Here is a 20,098-nt window from a genome sequence, read left to right on the forward strand (position 1 = left end):
CCCTTCACGGACGTGTTGATGACCACCGTAGAGGGATCGGGGGGACGTCGGTAGTACGGAACTTGGACGGTTGTCCGGGTATCACCCGTCCAGATGCCCCGCAGCGCGGAGCGTCAGGCGGATGGAAGGGAGTCCGCGGGGCTCGTCGCGCGGGTCACCGACGCGCACGGTCACCGAGCCCTCGCCGGGCGTGCGGCCGTCCCGCAGGCAGGCGTAGAGCGCGGCGGCGGCGAACGCGGGATCGGCCGGACCGGAGTCGGCCGAGACCAGCATGGTCGCTCCGTGACGCCGGCCCACCAGGCTCTCTCCCGAAGCCAGCGCGGTTGCGGCCAGCAGACTCCCGGGCCACCGTGCCAGCGTGTCCCGCACCCAGCGCAGGGCGTCCGCCGAGGATGGCGCAGGGGTGGAACCCAGCAGAACCGAGGCACTCTCCGTCAGGCGCCGGTCGCGTTCCCGGTCCGGACACACCGTGAGATGCACGAAGGTCCCGGCCTCCTCGGACAGTTCGGCGGCCACGGTGCAGGGGAAACGCCGGACGTCCACGGTGGTCCGGCTGACGGGTGCGGGGTTGGTGGGGGTGGGGGCTGGGTTGATGGGGGTGGGCTCGGGGCCGGTGGCGGTCGGGGCGGGGCAGGTGTGGGTGGGTCCGGGGTTGATGTCCGCGGATCCGGCGTCGATGCCGGTCGGCGCGGGGGCGGTGTCCGTGGGGCCGGGAGCGCTGACGCGGGTGACCACCATCCATGCGGTGACCGTCGTCGCCGGATTCTCCGGCACCGTGAGGGTGAGAGGCCCTGGCGGCGGTGCGGTCGTCGGCGGTTCCAGGCGGAGCAGGTCGTAGAGGGCGGTACGCAGCCGGGCGAGCGCGGTGCCGGGCTCGGTGAAGGCTCGGGCGGCCACCGAGGCGTACTGGTCGGGCTTGTGGGTCCGTATGACGTCTTCGATCTGCCGCAGTGCGCTCCGCCCGGGGCCGAACCGGGGGGCGGTCCGGGCGAGATCGGCGCCGGCGGTGCCGGGTACCGCGTCGTTCCCGTACGCGGCCAGGGCCAGCGGCTTGTCGAGCGAGGCGCCGTACAGCGTCACCGAGCCGTGGTCGCCGATGACGACGTCGGCGGCCACCAGTGCGGGGCGCCAGTCGTGAACGGGCGGCATCAGGAGCAGACCGGCATCGAGGGCGTCGGCCTGGAGGGTCCGGACGTGCCAGGCGCCGTGCGCCGACCACACGTTGGGATGCAGGACCAGGCCGACCCGGTACTCGTCCCAGGGCAGTTCGGCGAGGAGTCGCGCGGGCAGCTGCGGGTCCCGGCCGATGAGGGAGGTGGGGCCCCACGTCGAACTCACCAGCACCAGGCGCTGGTGGTCCGCGACGCCCAGCGCCCGCCGGTAGTCGTCGCGCCGGTCCGCGCTGACGAGCAGTTCGTCGAGACAGGGGTCTCCGACGAGCAGGGTGTGTCCGGCGGTCTTCGGATGCGAGGCGAGCAGCTGCCGCTCCTGCTCCGGGTGTGACACGGCGATCCAGGCCCGCCCCGCTTCGAGGAGCGCGTCGGGTACGACGCCCGAGAGGCGGCTGCGCGAGGAGCGGGAGTCCGGCACGTACTTCTGGAACCCGATGCCGTGCGGGAGTACCAGTACCGGGCAGTTCCCTTCCGGAACCTCGATGTTCTCGCTCGCGCTGAGAATCAGGTCGGGGGCGATGTGCGGCAGCTGGCCCCACGGCATGACGCGGCAACCGGAATCGTGGAGCAGATCGAGGGAGCCGTCGCCAAAGGCCGAGGTCGGGTCGTGCGCGAACACCACCGTCACCCGGGAGTCCCCGCGCAGCAGCGCGGGCAGCACCTCAAGGACACGGATGGTCGAGGTGAGAGTGCGGGCGGCGACGACGAGCGTGCGCTCACCGGGGAACGTGCTCCAGCGGTGGGCGCCGTCCCCCACCGGAACGCGCAGGAACGGGATGTCAGCGATACGCGCGGCCACCCCGGCCCCCCTCGCGCTCAGCGCCGGTTACGCGGTTCGCGGTTCGCGGTTCGCGGTTCGCGGTTCGCGGTTCGCGGTTCGCGGTTCGCGGTTCGCGGTTCGCGGTTCGCGGTTCGCGGTTCGCGGTTCGCGGTTCGCGGTTCGCGGTTCGCGGTTCGCGGCCATTCGCGCTAGCGCATCTCACCCTCTTCGGCAACCTCTCTGGTGTGTGCCGGCCCATACGACGGGCGTGTACCCAGGATATGGCGGGCCGCTCGCGAGGCCGCGTCGGCGGCGGAGGAGGGGCGGCGAGGACCCGCAGAGGCCTTACGCCCGCTCTACGCCGCGCCCGCTAGCCTGCTCCGATCAGCAAAAAGGCCCTCCCGAAGGAGGGCCGGACGCTCGGCTGCACATGAGCGCCCCCGGCAGGACTCGAACCTGCGGCCAAGCGCTTAGAAGGCGCCTGCTCTATCCACTGAGCTACGGGGGCCGGATCGTGGCCTCGGCGGCCTGGAGCCCCGGGCGGACAGGGCGGCGGGTCCGGGAACGGTTCCCGGGCCGTTGACCTTGCCCGGGACAAGGATAGGGCTCCTGTCACCTCGTCCCGGTTGCTTCACCTGCGTGGCACGATGTGGAGGTTCGGTGAAGCGAACCGATAATCGCAGGCAGGTGCGAATCGTGCAGCGCTTTTGACGCTTGCGGCGCAGGGTGTTGTGCACTCGTTATGCCCGCGTCCCGCTCATCCCTTGTGTCCCATCTGTCCGTCCGGTATGCCCTGGCGGCGGATGGACGCGCGCGGAAGTGGCCATACGCTTCAAAAAGGCGCCAAAGTTGGGCATTCTTCGCATGTGGTGACCTTGGACGTACGGCCTCAGCTCATCGACGCACTCTCCGCCCTGCGCGACAGTGTCGCCGCCGTGCGCCTCCCACTGCCGCTGCCGGGTGCCCCACGCGCCCGGCAGACGCGCAGTGAGCTGCTCGCACAGCTCGACGACTATCTGCTGCCCCGGCTCCGAGACCCCGAAGCCCCGTTGCTCGCGGTGATCGGCGGTTCGACCGGGGCGGGGAAGTCGACCCTCGTCAACTCCCTTGTGGGGCGCCGGGTCAGCGAGGCGGGCGTGCTGCGGCCCACCACGCGGACGCCCGTGCTGGTCTGCCACCCCGACGACAAGGACTGGTTCGCCGGGCCGCGCGTACTGCCCGAACTCACCCGCGTATGGCTGCCGCAGCAGCAGGAGGACGCCGAGGGAGGCGGGCTGCCCGGTGGGGACGACATGGGTGCGGTACGTGTCGAGACCGTCGCCACGCTGCCCCGCGGGCTCGCGCTGCTGGACGCCCCCGACATCGACTCACTGGTCGTCAGCAACCGCATCCTGGCCGCCGAACTCATCTGCGCCGCCGACGTGTGGGTCATGGTCACCACCGCCTCCCGGTACGCCGACGCGGTGCCCTGGCACCTGCTGCGTACCGCCAAGGAGTACGACGCGTCGCTCGTCACCGTGCTCGACCGGGTGCCGCACCAGGTGCTCGCCGAAGTCTCCCGGCAGTACGCGGCGTTGCTCACCAAGGCCGGGCTCGGGGAGGTGCCGCGGTTCACGGTGCCCGAGCTGCCCGAGTCAGCGGGAGCCTCGCACGGGCTGCTGCCCGGCAGCGCCGTCGCCCCGCTGCTCGCCTGGCTCACCCACCGCAGCAAGGATCCGGCGGCCCGTCAGCAGGCCGTGGCCCGCACCGCCTCCGGCGCGATCGAATCGCTCAACGCGCGGATGCCCGAGCTCGCTTCGGCCGTCGCAGCGCAGTACGCGGCGGCCGTACGCCTCACCGGCGCGGTCGAGGACGCGTACGCCAAGGAGGGTGCCCGGGTGCACCGGCGGTTGCGGGCGGGCGAGGTGCTCGCCGGGGACGCGCTCACCCGCTGGCGTGCCCATCCGGGCGGCGCCTCCTCCGCGGAGCTGCTCGACGCCCTCGTGGACAGCCTCGCCGAGTTGCTGCGCTGCGCGGCCGCCGCCGCCGACGAGCGGGTCCGGGACGCCTGGGCGCGCGAGCCCGCCGCGGGGCGCTTCGTCGGCGCCGTACGCCACGAGGACCCCGAGGACCGGATCGGGCTCGCCGTGCGGCGCTGGCGCAGGGTGCTCGAAGAGCTCGCCGAGGAGGAAGTGCGGGAGATGGAACGGTCCCTGGCACCCGACCCGGAGACCGTGGCGGCCCTGCTCGCCGCGGCCCTGCTCGGCGGCAAGCGAGCCCGCCGGGCCGGTGAGCGGCTCGCCGAGCGGATCGGCGCCCAGGGCGCGCTGCGGCTGCGCGACAAGGGCGGCGAGCTGATCGCCACGTACATCGACCAAGTGCTCGGCGCCGAACGGGAGCGGCGGCTCGCGCCGCTGGACGAGCTGGAGGTAACGCCCGAGCCGCAGGCCGGGCTGATCGCCGCGCTGTCCGTGGTGCAGAGGGAGAGGAGAGCGGCATGACACAGGAGGTCGACGACCGCTGGGACGACGGGCTGATCCGGCGGCGCGCCGCCGAACCCGGCGAGGTGACGGAAGTGTCCCTTCCGGGCGAGGAGGACCCGCAGGACGCCGCGGAGAACGCCTACGAGCCCATCGGCGGGCCGTACGTCGGTGCGCTGCGGGGCCGTCTGGACGCGCTCAGCGAGCTGATCGGACTGTCCCGCACCCGTCTCGACGGCGGGAAGCTCGCGGAGGCGGGGCGAGTGCTCGACGAGGCGTCGGCACGGCAGCGCCTTTCCTCGCGGCACACCGTCGTCGCTGTCGCGGGCGCCACCGGAAGCGGCAAGTCCACTCTCTTCAACTCCCTTGCAAAAAGCCAGATTTCGGACACCGGGCTGCGCCGGCCCACCACCGGGGCGCCCATCGCGTGCAGTTGGACCGACGGCGCCGCAGGCCTGCTCGACCGGCTCGGGATCCCCGGCAGGCTGCGCCGACGGCCCATCGACAGCCCGGACAGCGACCTGGAGGGCCTGGTCCTGGTCGATCTGCCGGACCTCGACTCGGCGGTCGTCTCGCACCGCCACGCCGCCGACCGGGTCCTCGCGCTCGTGGACGCGATCGTGTGGGTCGTGGACCCCGAGAAGTACGCGGACGCCGTGCTCCACGAGCGCTACCTGCGCCCGCTGGCGGGCCACGCGGAGGTCAGCTTCGTCGTGCTCAACCAGGTGGACCGGCTGCCCGGCGACGCCGCCGACCAGGTGCTCGACGATCTGCGCCGACTGCTCGACGAGGACGGCATGGCGCTCGGCGAACACGGCGAGCCCGGTGCCTCGGTGCTCGCCGTGTCCGCGCTGACCGGAGAGGGTGTCGGCGAACTGCGCGAACAACTCGGCCGGTTCGTGCAGGAACGCGGCGCGGCGGCCCGCCGGCTCTCCGCCGACGTGGACACCGCCGCCGCCGAACTGCGTCCGCTGTACGTCGCGGACGGCCGGGCCGGCCTCGGCGAACGGGCCCGCCAGGACTTCGCGGACCGCCTGGCCACGGCGGTCGGAGCCTGCGCGGCGGGCGAGGCGGCCGAACGCGAGTGGCGGCGCAACGCCAGCCGTGCGTGCGGGACGCCGTGGCTGCGACTGTGGCGCTGGTACGACCAGATTCGCGTCCCGGCACTGCAGCGGCCGCGCCCCGACGCTCGGGCCGAGGAACAGGTCACCGCGCGCCAACGGGTCGAGCAGGCGGTCCGTACGGTCGCCGACGAGGCCTCGGCGGGGCTGCCCGCGCCCTGGGCGCAGGCCGTGCGCGAGGCCGCGGTGCGGGGCGCCGACGGGCTTCCCGAGGCCCTGGACGAGCTCGCGGCACGGGAGGAACAGGAGCGCGGCACCTCACCCCGGCCCCCGTGGTGGCCGGCCGCCGTGCTGGCCCAGATGCTCATGACCGGCGTTCAGATCGTGGGCGGACTATGGCTTTTCGGCCAGATCATCGGGGTGCTCGCGCCGGGTCTGATCGTGCCCGCGCTGGTGATGCTGGGCGGGATCGTGGGCGGGCCGCTGGTCGAGTGGGCGTGCGCGGTGGCGGCCCGCGGCCCGGGGCGGCGCTACGGGCAGGAGGCCGAACGCAGACTCCGCGAGGCCGCGGCGGCCTGCGGCCGGGCCAAGGTCCTCGACCCGGTGGCCACGGAGCTGCTGCGGTATCGCGAGGTGCGCGAGCAGTACGCGGTGGTGGTGGGGGCGGGGGCGCGGTGAGGGGGTCCTGGTGAGGGGGCTCGGCGGAGGGGCCTTGGTCAAGGGGGACTGGTGGAGGGGGGGGCTTGGTGACGGGCGTCAGGGTGAGCGGGCGCGGGGGCGGGCCCGGGTGAACGGGTTGTCCACAACCGGGCGGTAGTCCACAGGCTTCGGCACAGACTCCCCGTCCGGTCCAGCATGGAGATCGACGGCGCAAGGGTTCGATCGACGGCCGGACCGGACGGGGTTCTTCCTTGCGCTCGGCGAAACGCAGGTTCGCGCGGTCCAAGAGTCGTACGGGTTGTAAGGGTTCTTCGAGTTGTACGAGTTGGTCGAGGCACGGGGGTTGAGGGCAGTGAACGACACGATGGTGACGCTGGTCGGCAATGTGGCGACGCAGGTGGAGTGGCGGGAGTCGGCGACCGGCGGGGTGGCGAGGTTCCGGCTCGCGGTGACCGCGCGCCGCTTCGACCGGGAGAAGCAGTGCTGGGTGGACGGCGCCACCAGCTTCTACACGGTGTGGGCGGCGCGAACGCTCGGGATGAACCTGACGGGCTCGGTGTCGATCGGTGAACCGCTGGTGGTGCACGGGCGTTTGAAGGTGCGGGACGAGGAGTGCAAGGAGGGTCCGCGCTGGTTCTCGGCCGACGTCGACGCGGTGGCCGTCGGACACGACATGTCACGGGGAACCACGGTGTTCCGACGGGTGTTCAAGGGCGAGGCGAGCCCGGCCGAACGGGCCAGGACGCAGAGGGCGGAGGGCGCTGCGCCGCCGGGAAGTGAACCGGCGGCATCGGGTGGACTCCCGTCGGTGGTATGGGAGTCGGCGCCGACCGCCGAACCGGTGGGCACGTAGGGCGTCGGCTGCTTGAGGAGAGCCGGACGGACACGGAGCGGAGTCGTGCCGCGACGGGCGTCCGAAACTCCCCTTCTGTACCGGTGATTTATCGATACAGCTGGCTTGAATGCGTAGCCTCGGATAACGATTCTGAATCAGAATGGTTATCTGATGTCTTGGCGGCGGATCGTTGACTTCCGTATCCCTAGGATTCCCGCGTACTCACGGGGCACTTGAGTCTGCCGGCGAGGCACTTCCCCCAACGCGCACCCTCCGTGCACGCGCACCACCTTGCGAAAGAGCCTCGCCCGAAGGGGAATTCTGTGTTTTCAGCCGTTCACGGGCCTTCTGCCCGCAAGCGGGGTGCTCTGCGCCTCGCCACTGCCATAGCCGTCTCGGGACTCGTCGCGGCCGGTGCGATCGCCGGCGCCGGTGCGGCCGTCGCGGACACGCCTGACCAGCAGGGCCAGGGCGGCGCCACCGCCACCATCCAGGGCCTGGAGGAGGGCTCGTACGACCAGGCCGTCATCCACGGCAACGGCCGCGACGAGAAGGTCTCCGCCGGTCTGTTCCGGATGAACGTCGACGGTGGCGGCACGCTGCGCACGTACTGCATCGACATCCACAACCCGACGCAGACCGAGGCCAAGTACAACGAGACGCCGTGGAGCGGCACCTCGCTGAACAGCAACAAGGACGCCGGGAAGATCCGCTGGATCCTTGAGCACTCCTACCCTCAGGTCAACGATCTCGACAAGCTGGCCAAGGCCGCGGGCATCACGGACAAGCTCAACAACGGCCTCGCGGCCGCCGGTACCCAGGTCGCCATCTGGCGCTACTCGGACGGCGCCAACGTCGAAGCCACCAACAAGAACGCCGAAGCGCTCGCGGACTGGCTGTTCAAGAGCGCGCAGAACGTCGCGGAGCCCACGGCCTCGCTGACGCTGGACAACGCGTCGGTGGCCGGCAAGGCCGGCCAGAAGCTCGGCCCGGTCACGGTGCACACCAATGCCGACAAGGTGACGGTCGCCGCTTCCGAGGAGCTCAAGGCCGCCGGGGTCAAGGTCGTCAACAAGGCGGGGCAGACCGTAAGCACCGCCGCCAACGGTGCCCAGCTCTTCTTCGACGTGCCCGCCACCGCCCAGCCGGGCACGGGCTCGCTGCGCCTCCAGGCCACCACCCAGGTGCCGGTCGGCCGCGCGTTCGCCAGTGAGTCCAAGAGCCAGACGCAGATCCTGGCCGGTTCCAGCGACTCGACGGTCAACGCCGTCGCGAAGGTGACCTGGGCCAAGCAGGGTGCGATTCCGGCCGTTTCGGTGAAGAAGGACTGCGCCAAGGGCGGCGTGGACATCACCGTCACCAACAAGGGCGACGAGGCCTACCCGGTGACCGTCGGTGGCAAGACCATCGCGACGATCCCGGCCGGTGGCTCGAAGACCGTGCTGTTCCCCGTCGAGGAGGACCAGAAGTACGACTTCACCATCGCCGGTCAGCACTTCTCCGGCGTCCTTGACTGCAAGACCGCCGGTTCCGGTACGCCCACCCCGTCCTCGAAGCCCAGCCCCGCCTCGGCCGGTGGCAGCTCGACCGGGACCACCGGCACCAACCTGGCCGAGACCGGCAGCTCCAGCGCCACCCCGATGATCGCCGGTGCGGCCGTCGTCCTGGTGCTGCTCGGCGGCGGCGCGGTGTTCTTCCTCCGCAAGAAGAAGGCGGCCGGTCAGTAAGCAGTCCGCTCAACACAGAGTGACCGCCCGCTGACGGGCAACGGCCCCGGTACGCCTCGCGTACCGGGGCCGTTCCTGTCGGGGCGCGGTGCTGCTCGCCCGAAGGCGGGGCGAGTTGACGCCGTGGGGCCGGACGGCTGAACAGTGGAGCCGATCCCGCAGGCCTGGCGGCGACAGTCGGTGACGGGGCAACTACCGGCGGGGGCGCCGGACGTCCAGGTCGCGGGCCCCGGGCGATACGGGTTTCCCCCGGGGGGTAGCCGTCAGGCAAGATGGGGTGTATCTGCCCACCCATCGATCTGCCGGACGGTTTCTCTTGGCTGAGTACATCTACACCATGCGCAAGACGCGCAAGGCGCACGGCGACAAGGTGATTCTCGATGACGTCACCCTGAGCTTCCTTCCCGGCGCGAAGATCGGTGTGGTCGGCCCCAACGGTGCCGGTAAGTCCACCGTTCTCAAGATCATGGCGGGCCTTGAGCAGCCCTCCAACGGCGACGCCTTCCTGTCGCCCGGCTACAGCGTCGGCATCCTCATGCAGGAGCCCCAGCTCGACGAGTCCAAGACCGTACTGGAGAACGTCCAGGACGGCGCCGCCGAGATTATGGGCAAGCTCAAGCGCTTCAACGAGGTCGCCGAGCTCATGGCGACCGACTACTCCGACGCGCTCATGGACGAGATGGGCAAGCTCCAGGAGGACCTGGACCACGCCAACGCCTGGGACCTGGACGCCCAGCTGGAGCAGGCCATGGACGCACTGGGCTGCCCGCCCGGCGACTGGCCCGTGGTCAACCTCTCCGGTGGCGAGAAGCGCCGCGTGGCGCTCTGCAAGCTGCTCATCGAGGCGCCGGACCTCCTGCTGCTCGACGAGCCCACCAACCACCTCGACGCCGAGTCGGTGAACTGGCTGGAGCAGCACCTCTCGAAGTACGCGGGCGCCGTGGTCGCCGTCACCCACGACCGGTACTTCCTGAACAACGTCGCCGAGTGGATCCTGGAGCTCGACCGCGGCCGCGCCATCCCGTACGAGGGCAACTACTCCACGTACCTGGACAAGAAGGCGTCCCGCCTGAAGGTCGAGGGCCGCAAGGACGAGAAGCGCGCCAAGCGGCTCAAGGAAGAGCTGGAGTGGGTGCGGTCCAACGCCAAGGGGCGTCAGACCAAGTCCAAGGCGCGTCTGGCCCGCTACGAGGAGATGGCCGCCGAAGCCGACAAGATGCGGAAGCTGGACTTCGAGGAGATCCAGATCCCGCCGGGTCCGCGCCTCGGCTCCATCGTCGTGGAGGTCAACAACCTCTCCAAGGCCTTCGGCGACAAGGTCCTCATCGACGACCTGAGCTTCACGCTGCCGCGCAACGGCATCGTGGGCGTCATCGGCCCGAACGGCGCCGGCAAGACCACGCTCTTCAAGATGATCCAGGGCCTGGAGACGCCGGACTCCGGATCCGTCAAGATCGGCGAGACCGTCAAGATCTCGTACGTCGACCAGAGCCGCGCCAACATCGACCCGAAGAAGACGCTGTGGGCCGTCGTCTCCGACGAGCTCGACTACATCAACGTCGGCCAGGTCGAGATGCCGTCGCGCGCGTACGTCAGCGCCTTCGGCTTCAAGGGCCCGGACCAGCAGAAGCCCGCGGGTGTGCTCTCCGGCGGTGAGCGCAACCGTCTCAACCTGGCGCTGACGCTCAAGGAGGGCGGCAACCTGCTGCTCCTCGACGAGCCCACCAACGACCTGGACGTCGAGACGCTGTCCTCGCTTGAGAACGCGCTCCTGGAGTTCCCCGGTGCCGCGGTCGTGATCTCCCACGACCGCTGGTTCCTGGACCGAGTGGCCACGCACATCCTCGCCTACGAGGGCGAGTCCAAGTGGTACTGGTTCGAGGGCAACTTCGAGTCGTACGAGAAGAACAAGATCGAGCGTCTGGGCGCCGACGCGGCTCGCCCGCACCGCGCCACGTACAAGAAGCTCACCCGGGGCTGAGTGACCGTGGCCCGTCATATCTACCACTGCCCGCTGCGCTGGTCGGACATGGATGCCTTCGGGCACGTCAACAACGCGGTCTTCGTCCGGTACCTGGAGGAAGCCCGCATCGACTTCATGTTCCGGCTGGCGCCGGGCGACGGCTCGCCGTCGTTCCAGGGCGGGTCCGTGGTGGCCCGTCACGAGATCGACTACAAGCGGCCGCTGGTGCACCGGCACGAGCCGGTGATCATCGAGTCGTGGGTGACGAAGATCGGCGCGGCGTCCCTGACGATCTCGTACGAGATCAAGGACCCGGGGGAGGGCGGCCAGGTGTACGTCTCGGCGTCCACCATCGTGGTGCCCTTCGACCTGGCGGCGGGGCGGCCGCGGCGCATCACCGCCGAGGAGAAGGCCTTCCTCCAGAAGTACGTGGACGACGGCACCCTGGGTGCCGGAGCGGAGCGGGCCGCGGCATGAACGCCGTGCTGCGGTTCGCCGATGCCAGGGAGGTGGCGGATCTCGCCGCCTTCCTCGGCAGGCTGATCCACTACGACCGGGCCGCCGCGGTACGGCTCCAGGCGGGCGGCGGGGCGCTGGCCGTCTTCGGCCGGCCGCCGTCGTTCGAGGTGCTCGCCATCCGCACGGCCCGGCTCCAGGACGAGTCCGTCGCGCTGGACGTGACGGTCTCCGCGGGCGAGCTCCTGGAGTCCCTCGACGAGACGGCCTCCACCGCCCGGGTCCCGGCGGCCGTCACCGGCCCGCCGTGGGCCGGGGTGCTGCCGCCGCGCGGCGGCTGGCAGCCGGTGCCGGGGCTGCCGGAACCCGAAGCGATCCGGGGCGCAATCGCGGCAGCCGTCGCCGAGTTCCGGGCCCGGGACGAGGCGTTGCCCGAGGAGCGGCGCAGCCGGGCCGAGCGCGAGCGGATCGGGCGTGAGATCTGGTCCCGGACGCTCGGCTCGACCGAACTGCCGCTGCGGGCCGTGCACGCGGCACAGTCGCTCGGCTTCCTCAGGCCCGTGCGGGTGCTCGCCCCGGCGGGCGCGCCGACCGGGCCCGACCCGGTGGCGCTCCTCGCCTCGGGGCCGTGGCTGCGGCTGCGCACCCCGTACGGTTCCGTCGCGGTACGCCGCGCGGGGCTCGGTGCTCTTGCGGTCAGCCCGGCCTGAAACAGGCTGTCAGCCCTCCGAGTTGACCATCGACGCGGCCGCGTACGTCAGGTAGTTCCACAGCGTCTGCTCGTGCTCCGGCGACAGGCCGAGGCCGTCGACCGCGGTCCGCATGTGACGCAGCCAGGCGTCGTGTGCGGCCCGGTCGACCGTGAAGGGTGCGTGCCGCATCCGCAGCCGCGGGTGGCCCCGGCCGTCGCTGTAGGTGCGCGGGCCGCCCCAGTACTGCATCAGGAACAGGGCGAGCCGCTCCTCGGCCGGGCCCAGGTCCTCCTCCGGGTACATCGGCCGCAGCAGCGGGTCGTCGCCGACGCCCTGGTAGAAGAGGTGGACGAGCCGCCGGAAGGTCTGCTCGCCGCCGACCTGCTCGTAGAAGGTCTGCTCCTGAAGCGTGCCGCGCGGAATCTCGGTCACGGTGAACACCCTCGCATTGTCATTCGGCCTGCCCCACTGCCGGTGGTCCGGCACCCCTCCATGGTCTCAGACCCGGTGGCCGAAGACCGGGGGCGTAGGACCACTCGCCTCCCGCGCTGCGGCGCAGCACAGTGGACGTATGAGTGCGGAGAGCGCGGACCGGGCACTGAGGCGGGCCCTGGTGCGCGAGATCGTGGACGGCGGGGCGCTCGCGGACCCGGCCTGGCGGGCCGCGTTCGAGTCGGTGCCGCGCCATCTCTTCGTGCCGTACTACTACGAGAGCGCCCTGGGCGGCTACGAACGGCTGTGGGGCGAGGACCCCGACCCCGGGCGGCGCGAACGCTGGCTGGCCGGGGCCTACGCCGACGTCCCGCTGGCCACCCGGATGCGCGACGGTGACCTCGTCTCCTCCAGCAGCCAGCCCTCGCTGATGGCCCGCATGCTGGAGGCCCTGGATATCCGGGACGGCGACCGGGTCCTGGAGATCGGCGCCGGGACCGGATACAACGCGGCGCTGCTCGCCCACCGGCTCGGCGACGACCTCGTGACCACCGTCGATCTGGACCCCGAGATCACCGAGTCCGCGCGGACCCATCTGGCCGCGGCCGGGTACCGGCCCGCCGTGATCACCGGGGACGGGGCGCGCGGCTGTCCTTCGCGGGCGCCCTTCGACCGCGTCGTGGCGACCTGCACGGTGGGCTCGGTGCCGCACGACTGGGCGGCCCAGTGCCGGGCGGGCGCGGTGATCCTGGCCCCGCTCGCGACCGGCCTCATCCGGCTGCGGGTGAGCGAGCCCGGCCGCGCCGAGGGCCGCTTCCTGCACACGCCCGCCTACTTCGTGCCGTTGCGCGGTACGGGATGGCAGGCGCGGCGGGCCCCCTACTCGGGCGGGCTGCCGCGCGAGACCGTGGCGAACGAGCTGTTCCGCTTCCTGCTCGAACTGACGGCGGGCAGCCTCGACCCGTACGAGGCGTACGCGCTGTGGCGGCGCGAGCAGCGGCCCCCACGCGAGCGGTTCGGGGTGACGCTGGACGGCACCGCCCAGTGGGCGTGGCTGGACGATCCGCAGGGGCCCTACACCTGGCCCCTGCGGGATACGCCGTTCAGCCGCGCCGGACCGTGATGGTCGTCCAGGCGCCCACGTGCACCCGGTCGCCGTCCTGTAGCGGCACCGGAACGTACGGCTGGATGGGCTCCGCGCCGCCGTTGATCGTGGTGCCGTTGGTCGAGTTCTGGTCGACCACCGCCCAAGTGCCGTCCGGCTGCTGGACGAGCACCGCGTGCTGGTGCGAGACGCCCGGGTCCTCGGGCGGCACCGACAGGTCGATGTCGGGGGCCTCGCCCGTGGAGTGCCGGCGGCGGCCGATGGTGATCTGGTTGCCGGACAGCGGGCGCTGCTGCTCGGGCGAGTACGCGGGCAGGTTGAGCCCGGCCGCCTCGGGGCCGCTGCGCTGCATCATCGCCAGGAAGTAGTCCCGGTCCGGGCCGATGGTGATGGCCCACGCGGCCGGCGCGGGCGGCGGAACGGCCTGCGGCCAGTCGTCGCCGCCCTGAGCCGGGCCGCCCTGAGCCGGGCCGCCCTGAGCCGGACCGCCCTGAGCCGGACCGTTGTGCGGCCAGTCGTCGTCGCTCCGGGCAGGGACGGCCTGCTGCGGCCAGTCGTCGTTGCCCTGGGCGGGACCGCCCTGAGCAGGGCCGCCCTGAGCGGGACCCGTCCGCGGCCAGTCGTCGGCGCCCTGGGCCGGTGCGGTCTGCTGACGCGCGCCCTGTGCCTCCTGGGACGGCGGCGGCAGCATCCAGTCGTCCTCGCCCTGCGGCTGCGGCACTTGCGGCTGCGGCGGCGCGGGCGGCGGGGGCTGCTGGAAGGCGGGCGGCGGCGGAGGCGGACCGCCCTGACCGCCGCCGAAGGCGGGCGGGGGCGGGGGCGGCGGCTGGAAGGCGTTCGGCGGCTGCTGCGCGGGACGCGGCGAGGGATCGGCGGCCAGCGGCTCGGCGGGCCGGTTCACCTGCGAGGGCCGCGAGCTCTGGTACTCGAACGGATCGCGCGGCGCGGGCGGCGGCGGGCCCTGCTGGAAGGCGGGCGGCAGATTCAGGCCGGGAACAGGGCTGGGACCGGGACCGGGGCCCGGAGCGGGGCGGGGACCGTTCGCCGGGCCAGGGCCGGGGCCGGGCTGCGGCATCGGCTGCTGCGGGGCCAGCGGGGTGTACGAGGTCGCCGTGTTGGTGAGGAAGTTCCAGCGGCACTCCTCGCAGAAGGGCGCCCCGGCCTCGCGGGGGGTGCGGCACTGCGGGCAGAGCTCCGCCTGAGCGGTGGCGCTCGGGTCCCCGGGCCCCGGGAAGCCGTACGCGGGCGGAGGCGGGGGAGGCGGCGGCACGGCACCCATGCGATGGCCGCAGATCTCGCACCAGTCGTCGGAACCCGACTGGTGTCCGTTCGGGCAGGTCGGCATGGAGTCGCTTCCCCCTCTCATCGTCCGGCCCGGCGGGCCGCAAGCTGTCGGTAGTTCTGGTGGTTCTGGGTGGATCTCGGGTAGCGCTGCTTCGATGCTTCTTGTTCGCTTCTTGCTACCGCTTTGCTACTTCTTGACGCGAACGGTCTTGGTGGAGCGCGTTTCGAGGGTCATCTCGTCCGCTTCCGCGACCTTCGCCTTCAGTCGCACAGTACCGGTCGCCTCGTCCACCACGTCCACCACCTTCGCAAGCAGTTTCGCAGTATCCGCGTTCCCCGAGGCGGCGGCCAGCTGCACCGCGCGGCCCAGCTTCGCGGTCGCACCGTCGACATCGCCCGACTTGCGGGCATCCAGACCCTGTTGGATGACTTGTGCCAGTTCGGCCTGGCCCGTGTAGTGCGCGACCTGGGGGTTGATGGAGGTGGAGGCCGCCATGTCGTCGGTCCACACCGCCCGCACCAGACCCTGCGACAGCGTCTGCGCCGGACCGCCCTCGCGGTCGGGGACGACGAGCGAGACGCGTGCGGCGAGCATCTCCTGGCCGATTTGGGCCTGGGGGACCTGCACGCACACGTGGTAGTCGCGGGACTCGTCTCCCCATGAGCCCGTCGGGTAGTCCCCGGCGCGCGCCCCGCTCTGAGTGCGACGGTCCGTCAAGTCCTCGACGGTGGGCGCGACTTGCTTGACGAACTTGATCTCCACGCCGACCGGGTTCCACAGCCGCAGCGCGACGTCCGCGACCTCCTTGCCCATCGCGTTCTCCATCATCTGCGTGAAGTCCGCGGCCAGGTTGGCCGGATCCGCGACGATGTCCGCGGTGCCGAGCAGCGCGGAGGCGATGCCGGTGACCTCCTTGACCTCCCAGTCGGTCCCCACGCCCCGGGCGTCGCAGGTGAACCGCCCGGCACAGGCCTGGAGCGCGGCTTGCAGGTCCTCGGGCGACTCGTGCTCGTTGCGGCCGTCGGTGAGCAGGATGCCGTGCCGGATGGGGGCGTCGGCGGCCCCGAGCAGCCGGTCGGCGAGCCGCAGCCAGGTGCCGATGGCGGTGCCGCCGCCCGCGCTCAGCTTGCGCAGCGCCTCCTTGGCCTCGGCCCGGCTCTTCGCGTCGGCGGTGGCGAGGCGGCCGTTGCCCGGGTAGACCTCGCGGGCCAGGTGCGTACCGCCGACGACCGCGAAGGCGACCCCGTCGCGCAGGGTGTCGATCGCGGCGGCCGTCGCGTCCCTGGCGTTGCGCATCTTGGTCGGCGGATAGTCCATCGAGCCCGAGCAGTCCACCATGATCACCACCGCTGCGGCGGGGGACTGGCCCGGTATGGAGGAAGGCGAGGCCGCGGCCCCCGTGAAGGGAACGCCGAGGGTGCCGCCGCCCGTGGACGTCACGGTGACGATCGCGTTGACCTCGCGGCCGCCCTCCGGCAGGAACTCGTTCTGATACACCTCGACGGAGAACTGCGGCACGGTGGACTTGGAGAAATTGGCCATCGGAAAGGGCTCCTTGAGGCTCCATGGACCCGAAGTGAAGGAAGTGAGCGAAGTGGCGCAATAGGGGCGTCGGCCTAGTTGTAGGCGGATCCTGCCCCTTGCGGCTCCACCGCGAACGGCAGCACGGCCACTGTTACGTTGTCGTGGCCCCCGCCGTCCAGGGCGTGCCCGACCAGCACCTGGGCGCTGTGCAGTGGGCGCTCGGCGGCGTCCGGCGGAATGACACGGGCCATTTCCTCCGCGGCCTCGGCGTAGTTCCACAGGCCGTCCGTGCAGACGACCACCACACCGGAGCGGTCCGGTTTGAACGAGGCCGTGTGCGGGTCCAGTTCGTACGCGTCCGCGCCCAGCCAGCCCGTGATGGCGTGGGCCCTTTCGTCGGCGTACGCCTCGGCCTCGCTCATCAGGCGGGCCGCCACCATCTGCGCGGCCCAGGAGTCGTCCTCGGTGAGCCGGGCGGGCGCGGTCCTGCGGTCGTCGGGCACCCAGTACGCCCGGCTGTCGCCGACCCAGCCGACCACCAGCAGACCGCCCGCCGAGACCGCCCCCACCAGGGTGCAGGCGGGCGAGTTCTGATGCCGGTGCGGATCCTGCTCGGCGGCTGAACTGGCATCACCAGCAAGGGAGTTGACCGCTTCGGCGGCGGCCAGGATCGCCTCGTGCATCGCCTGCTGCGGGTGTGTGCCCTGCGGCAGCGCCGCGAGCAGCGACTCGTTGGCGGCGTTCGCCGCGGCCTCGGACGCCTCGTCGGGGCGGGTCGCCGATGACACCCCGTCGCAGACGATCGCCACGACGGCGGGGGAGCCGTCGGGCAGCGCCGTCGTGGACAGCGCGAAGGAGTCCTCGTTGCGGTGGTGGCGCAGCCCCCGGTCGCTGACCGCGCAGACCGAGCCGAGTTCCTGCTCCATGTGGTCGCGCTCGCGCGGCTGGGCGTGCCCGCAGTTCTCGCAGTAGCCGTCGTCGTCCACCCGGCCGGCCCGGCAGGCCACGCACACCTTGGTACCGGCCGCGGGCCTGGCGACATGGGTGTCCGGGGTCGGCTCCACGGCCCGCGGGTCGGGTGCGGACGGCGCGAACCCCTCGGGCCGCTCCTCGCCCGCACCGGGCGCCTCGAACGGCGGCTGCACCGTGGGCAGTTGACCGCCGCCCGAGTCCGTTCCCGGCAGGTCCGTCGGCAGTTGTACGGGTGCGGGCTGCCCGGCGCTGTCCGCCTCGCGGGCGGCCGGCCAGTCGGGATCATCCGTGCCCAGGACGATCGTCGGGTGGTCCTGCGGCGGCTCGGGCACGGCCGACAGGTCGTACCCGCAGGCCCCGCAGAACAGGTCACCCGGCTCCAGTGGCTCCTCGCAGCCGGGGCAGGCGGCGAGCTGATGCGTCTGCGACATCGTCACACCCAGGTCCGTGGGCGGAATCGGTTGGCCCGTTCCACCAGGTCGATCCTTTCCTCGCCACGCTGTGCGAGCCGGGCGAGCACCCGGTACGAACGTTCCAGACCGAAGCGCAGGCCCCGCTCGTCGACTTCGCTGCCGAGCAGTGCGGTCTTCGCCTGCCCGGCGCCGGTGCTCCCCGACAGTACCCAGTCCAGGGCGGTGCCCAGGACCTCGGTCGCCAGCTGTTCACGTCGTACGGCGTCGAGACCGAACGCGTCGAGCGCCTCGATCTGCGCGGCGGCCGCCCGCAGGTCGTCGATCAGCGGGTCGTGCGGCGCGCGGCTGCGCAGCCGCGCCCGGACCGCGGCGACCCGCGCCGCCGTGTAGTGGATCGAGGCCTCGGGTACCGACTCCAGGGTCCGTACGGCGCTGACGCGGTCCCCGGCGGCGAGTTGCACCCGGGCCAGGCCGAAGGCGGCGCTGACGTAGCTCGGATCGGTCGTCCACACCAGGCGGTAGTACTCGGCGGCGTTGTCGAGCTGGCCGAGCACCTCCGCGCACACCCCGAGCGCCAGCTTGGGGGCCGGCTCGCCGGGGAACGCGTCGTAGATCGCGTCGAAGGACAGCGCCGCGTTCTCGTTGTCGCCCGCGGCCAGCGAGGCCAGGCCCCGGTACCAGACCACCCGCCAGTCGTCGGGGTGGTCGTGCTCCAGGGACTCCAGTGCCTTGGCGACGGACACCCGCTCGTCCATGTCGAGCCGGGCCCGCAGCTCGCGCAGCCTCAGCTCGATGGAGTGGGCCGGGGCCGAGCGCAGGGCTGCGATCAGTTCGGCGGGCGCCGCGGCCATCAGGCCCGCGAGGAAACCGGCGTTGGGGTCGCTCGCCGCCACGTGCGGCACCGGCAGCGCGAGCGAGGTGGCACGCGCGTCCAGGGGCGCGAGCAGGGGCACCGCCGCGTGCTGACCGCCGCCGGCCGGGGCTTGGGCGCGCGGCAGCGGAATCGCGGGCTGGGTCGGTGCGTGGCCGGGGTTGGGCGCGAGGGCGGGCAGCGGTGGCGCCGTGGCCACGACGGCCGCCGCGGTCGGGGCCGTCGCTGCCGCCAGGGCCCTGCGGCCGCGTCTGCCGACCGGCGCCACCCGCGCCCCGAGCCGCGAGGCGTCCCCCCTCAGCTCCGCGAACAACTTGGTGTCCGTGACGCGCAGTTCGGTGCCGAACAGCGTCGAGAGGGCGGGCCTTGGCTGTCCGGTCTGGAGCGCCACGACCTCCCGCAGCACGCCCGTGAGCTGCTCCGCCATCTCCTGCGCGGAGGCGAACCGGCGCGCCGGGTCCGGGTCGGTGGCCCGGACCAGGAACCGGTAGAACGACTCGTACCTGCGGAACACCTCGATGGTGTCGGGGTCCGGCAGGCTGTCCGCGTACACATTCGTGTAGCCCTGGAAGTCGAAGGTCAGCACGGCGAGCGTGCGCGCCACCGTGTACAGGTCGGAGGCGGTCGAGGGGCCGAGCTCGGCGACCTCCGGGGCCTGGTAGCCGACCGTGCCGTAGATCGCCGACTCGTCGTCGTCCATGCGGCGCACCGCGCCCATGTCGATCAGCTTCAGCTGGTCCTCGGTCTGGATCGCGTTGTCGACCTTGAAGTCGCAGTACAGCAGGTTGCGGCTGTGCAGGTGACCGAGCGCCTCCAGGGCCTCGATCCCGTACGCGCAGGCCTGCTCGATGGGCAGCGGATCGCGCCTGCCCTCGCTGGTGCGGCGCTCGTTGGCGATCTCCTTCAGCGATTTGCCGCCGACGTACTCCATGACGATGTAGCCGTCGAGCGAACCGGTCCGCTGGTCGAGGTGCTCCACGAAGTTGTAGATCCGCACGATGTTGGAGTGCTCGATCTCGGCCAGGAAGCGTCGCTCGGAGATCGCCGCCGCCATCGCGTCCTGGTCGCCGGTGTCGAGCAGGCCCTTGAGCACCACCCAGCGGTCGGAGACCGCCCGGTCGACGGCGAGGTAGACCCAGCCGAGGCCGCCGTGTGCCAGGCAGCCCACCACCTCGTACTGGCCGTGCACGATGTCACCCGTGTGCAGCTTCGGTACGAAGGAGTACGGATGGCCGCACTTGGTGCAGAACCCCTCGGTGCGCCCCGGCCGATCACCGCGCGCACGGCCCACCTGCGCCCCGCAGTCCGATCGCGAGCAGAATCGCTTCCGCTCGGGGACCTCGGGGTGTTCCATCACCGCCGAGCGTGGGTCGGGGCGCGGCACCTCGGGCACCGACACCAGGCCCGCGCCGAGCCGGCTGCGCGCGGAGGAGCCGGCCGCCGCGCCCGAACTGCGCACCGACACCGACCGGGCCCGCGTGCTCGCGCCCGTCAGCGACGAGAGCCGCCCCGACACCGAACGCCGCGAGGTCGAGGACCGCGAGGACCGCGAGGAACTGCGCGAGGAGGAGCGCGAGGACTGCGAGGCCGAGCGGTGGCCGCCGCCGGTGATCCCGGTCGGCGGCGACGACACCATGCCCGTCGGCGAGACGACGGGAGCGAGCCCGCACGTGTCGCAGTACAGCTCACCGCCGCCCATGTCCTCGTACGA

The 20,098-nt window shown here is 72.1% G+C and carries 14 protein-coding genes and 1 tRNA gene; 8 read left to right on the plus strand and 7 right to left on the minus strand.

Going from position 1 to position 20,098, the window contains the following annotated elements; translation table 11 throughout:
- Positions 1–81 precede the first annotated feature (81 nt).
- Positions 82–1,971 carry a hypothetical protein gene (locus OG522_RS24315; RefSeq protein WP_329465116.1) on the minus strand — a complete coding sequence of 630 codons (1,890 nt, stop codon included), beginning with the start codon at positions 1,969–1,971 and terminating at the stop codon, positions 82–84.
- Between the two features lie 396 nt (positions 1,972–2,367).
- A tRNA-Arg gene (locus OG522_RS24320) sits at positions 2,368–2,440 on the minus strand.
- A 367-nt stretch (positions 2,441–2,807) separates the two neighbouring features.
- Between OG522_RS24320 and OG522_RS24325 the strand changes: the two genes are divergently transcribed.
- The 7 genes from OG522_RS24325 to OG522_RS24355 all read left to right on the plus strand — a co-directional run bounded on the left by OG522_RS24325 (position 2,808) and on the right by OG522_RS24355 (position 11,803).
- Entirely contained in the window at positions 2,808–4,412 is a 1,605-nt protein-coding gene (locus OG522_RS24325) for a dynamin family protein (RefSeq protein WP_329465117.1), read from the plus strand.
- A complete protein-coding gene (locus tag OG522_RS24330) occupies positions 4,409–6,130 on the plus strand; it encodes a GTPase (protein WP_329465118.1) in 1,722 nt (573 codons plus the stop codon). The genes OG522_RS24325 and OG522_RS24330 overlap by 4 nt, the downstream gene beginning before the upstream one ends.
- Before the next feature lie 334 nt (positions 6,131–6,464).
- Complete coding sequence (locus tag OG522_RS24335; protein ID WP_329465119.1) at positions 6,465–6,965, plus strand: single-stranded DNA-binding protein; 501 nt, start codon at positions 6,465–6,467, stop codon at positions 6,963–6,965.
- Between the two features lie 305 nt (positions 6,966–7,270).
- A complete protein-coding gene (locus tag OG522_RS24340) occupies positions 7,271–8,674 on the plus strand; it encodes a thioester domain-containing protein (protein WP_329465120.1) in 1,404 nt (467 codons plus the stop codon).
- Between the two features lie 316 nt (positions 8,675–8,990).
- On the plus strand, positions 8,991–10,655 hold the full coding sequence (gene ettA / locus OG522_RS24345; protein ID WP_329465121.1) for an energy-dependent translational throttle protein EttA: 1,665 nt from the start codon (positions 8,991–8,993) through the stop codon (positions 10,653–10,655).
- A gap of 6 nt (positions 10,656–10,661) precedes the next feature.
- Entirely contained in the window at positions 10,662–11,114 is a 453-nt protein-coding gene (locus tag OG522_RS24350) for an acyl-CoA thioesterase (RefSeq protein ID WP_329465122.1), read from the plus strand.
- Positions 11,111–11,803 carry a hypothetical protein gene (locus OG522_RS24355; RefSeq protein ID WP_329465123.1) on the plus strand — a complete coding sequence of 231 codons (693 nt, stop codon included), beginning with the start codon at positions 11,111–11,113 and terminating at the stop codon, positions 11,801–11,803. The genes OG522_RS24350 and OG522_RS24355 overlap by 4 nt, the downstream gene beginning before the upstream one ends.
- A gap of 9 nt (positions 11,804–11,812) precedes the next feature.
- Here the strand turns inward: OG522_RS24355 and OG522_RS24360 are convergent, their stop codons facing one another.
- On the minus strand, positions 11,813–12,217 hold the full coding sequence (locus OG522_RS24360) for a globin (RefSeq protein WP_329467717.1): 405 nt from the start codon (positions 12,215–12,217) through the stop codon (positions 11,813–11,815).
- 139 nt (positions 12,218–12,356) lie between these two features.
- Here OG522_RS24360 and OG522_RS24365 point away from each other — a divergent pair, with 139 nt between their 5' ends.
- Positions 12,357–13,340, plus strand: coding sequence for a methyltransferase domain-containing protein (locus tag OG522_RS24365; protein ID WP_329465124.1), 984 nt, complete (start codon positions 12,357–12,359; stop codon positions 13,338–13,340).
- On the opposite strand, the gene OG522_RS24370 is transcribed toward OG522_RS24365, so the two are convergent.
- The 4 genes from OG522_RS24370 to OG522_RS24385 all read right to left on the minus strand — a co-directional run bounded on the left by OG522_RS24370 (position 13,321) and on the right by OG522_RS24385 (position 20,086).
- Positions 13,321–14,667, minus strand: a complete 1,347-nt coding sequence (locus tag OG522_RS24370; protein WP_329465125.1) for an FHA domain-containing protein — start codon at positions 14,665–14,667, stop codon at positions 13,321–13,323. The genes OG522_RS24365 and OG522_RS24370 overlap by 20 nt on opposite strands.
- A 126-nt stretch (positions 14,668–14,793) precedes the next feature.
- Positions 14,794–16,149: a vWA domain-containing protein gene (locus tag OG522_RS24375; protein ID WP_329465126.1), complete on the minus strand. Its 1,356-nt coding sequence runs from the start codon at positions 16,147–16,149 to the stop codon at positions 14,794–14,796.
- Between the two features lie 74 nt (positions 16,150–16,223).
- On the minus strand, positions 16,224–17,534 hold the full coding sequence (locus OG522_RS24380; RefSeq protein WP_329465127.1) for a protein phosphatase 2C domain-containing protein: 1,311 nt from the start codon (positions 17,532–17,534) through the stop codon (positions 16,224–16,226).
- Positions 17,535–17,536: 2 nt separating this feature from the next.
- Positions 17,537–20,086 (minus strand): serine/threonine-protein kinase, encoded by a 2,550-nt coding sequence (locus OG522_RS24385; RefSeq protein ID WP_329467718.1) that lies wholly within the window; start codon positions 20,084–20,086, stop codon positions 17,537–17,539.
- Positions 20,087–20,098: the final 12 nt, after the last annotated feature.

Origin of the sequence: Streptomyces sp. NBC_01431 (genome assembly GCF_036231355.1) — a bacterium.
In the GTDB taxonomy this organism is placed as follows: domain Bacteria; phylum Actinomycetota; class Actinomycetes; order Streptomycetales; family Streptomycetaceae; genus Streptomyces.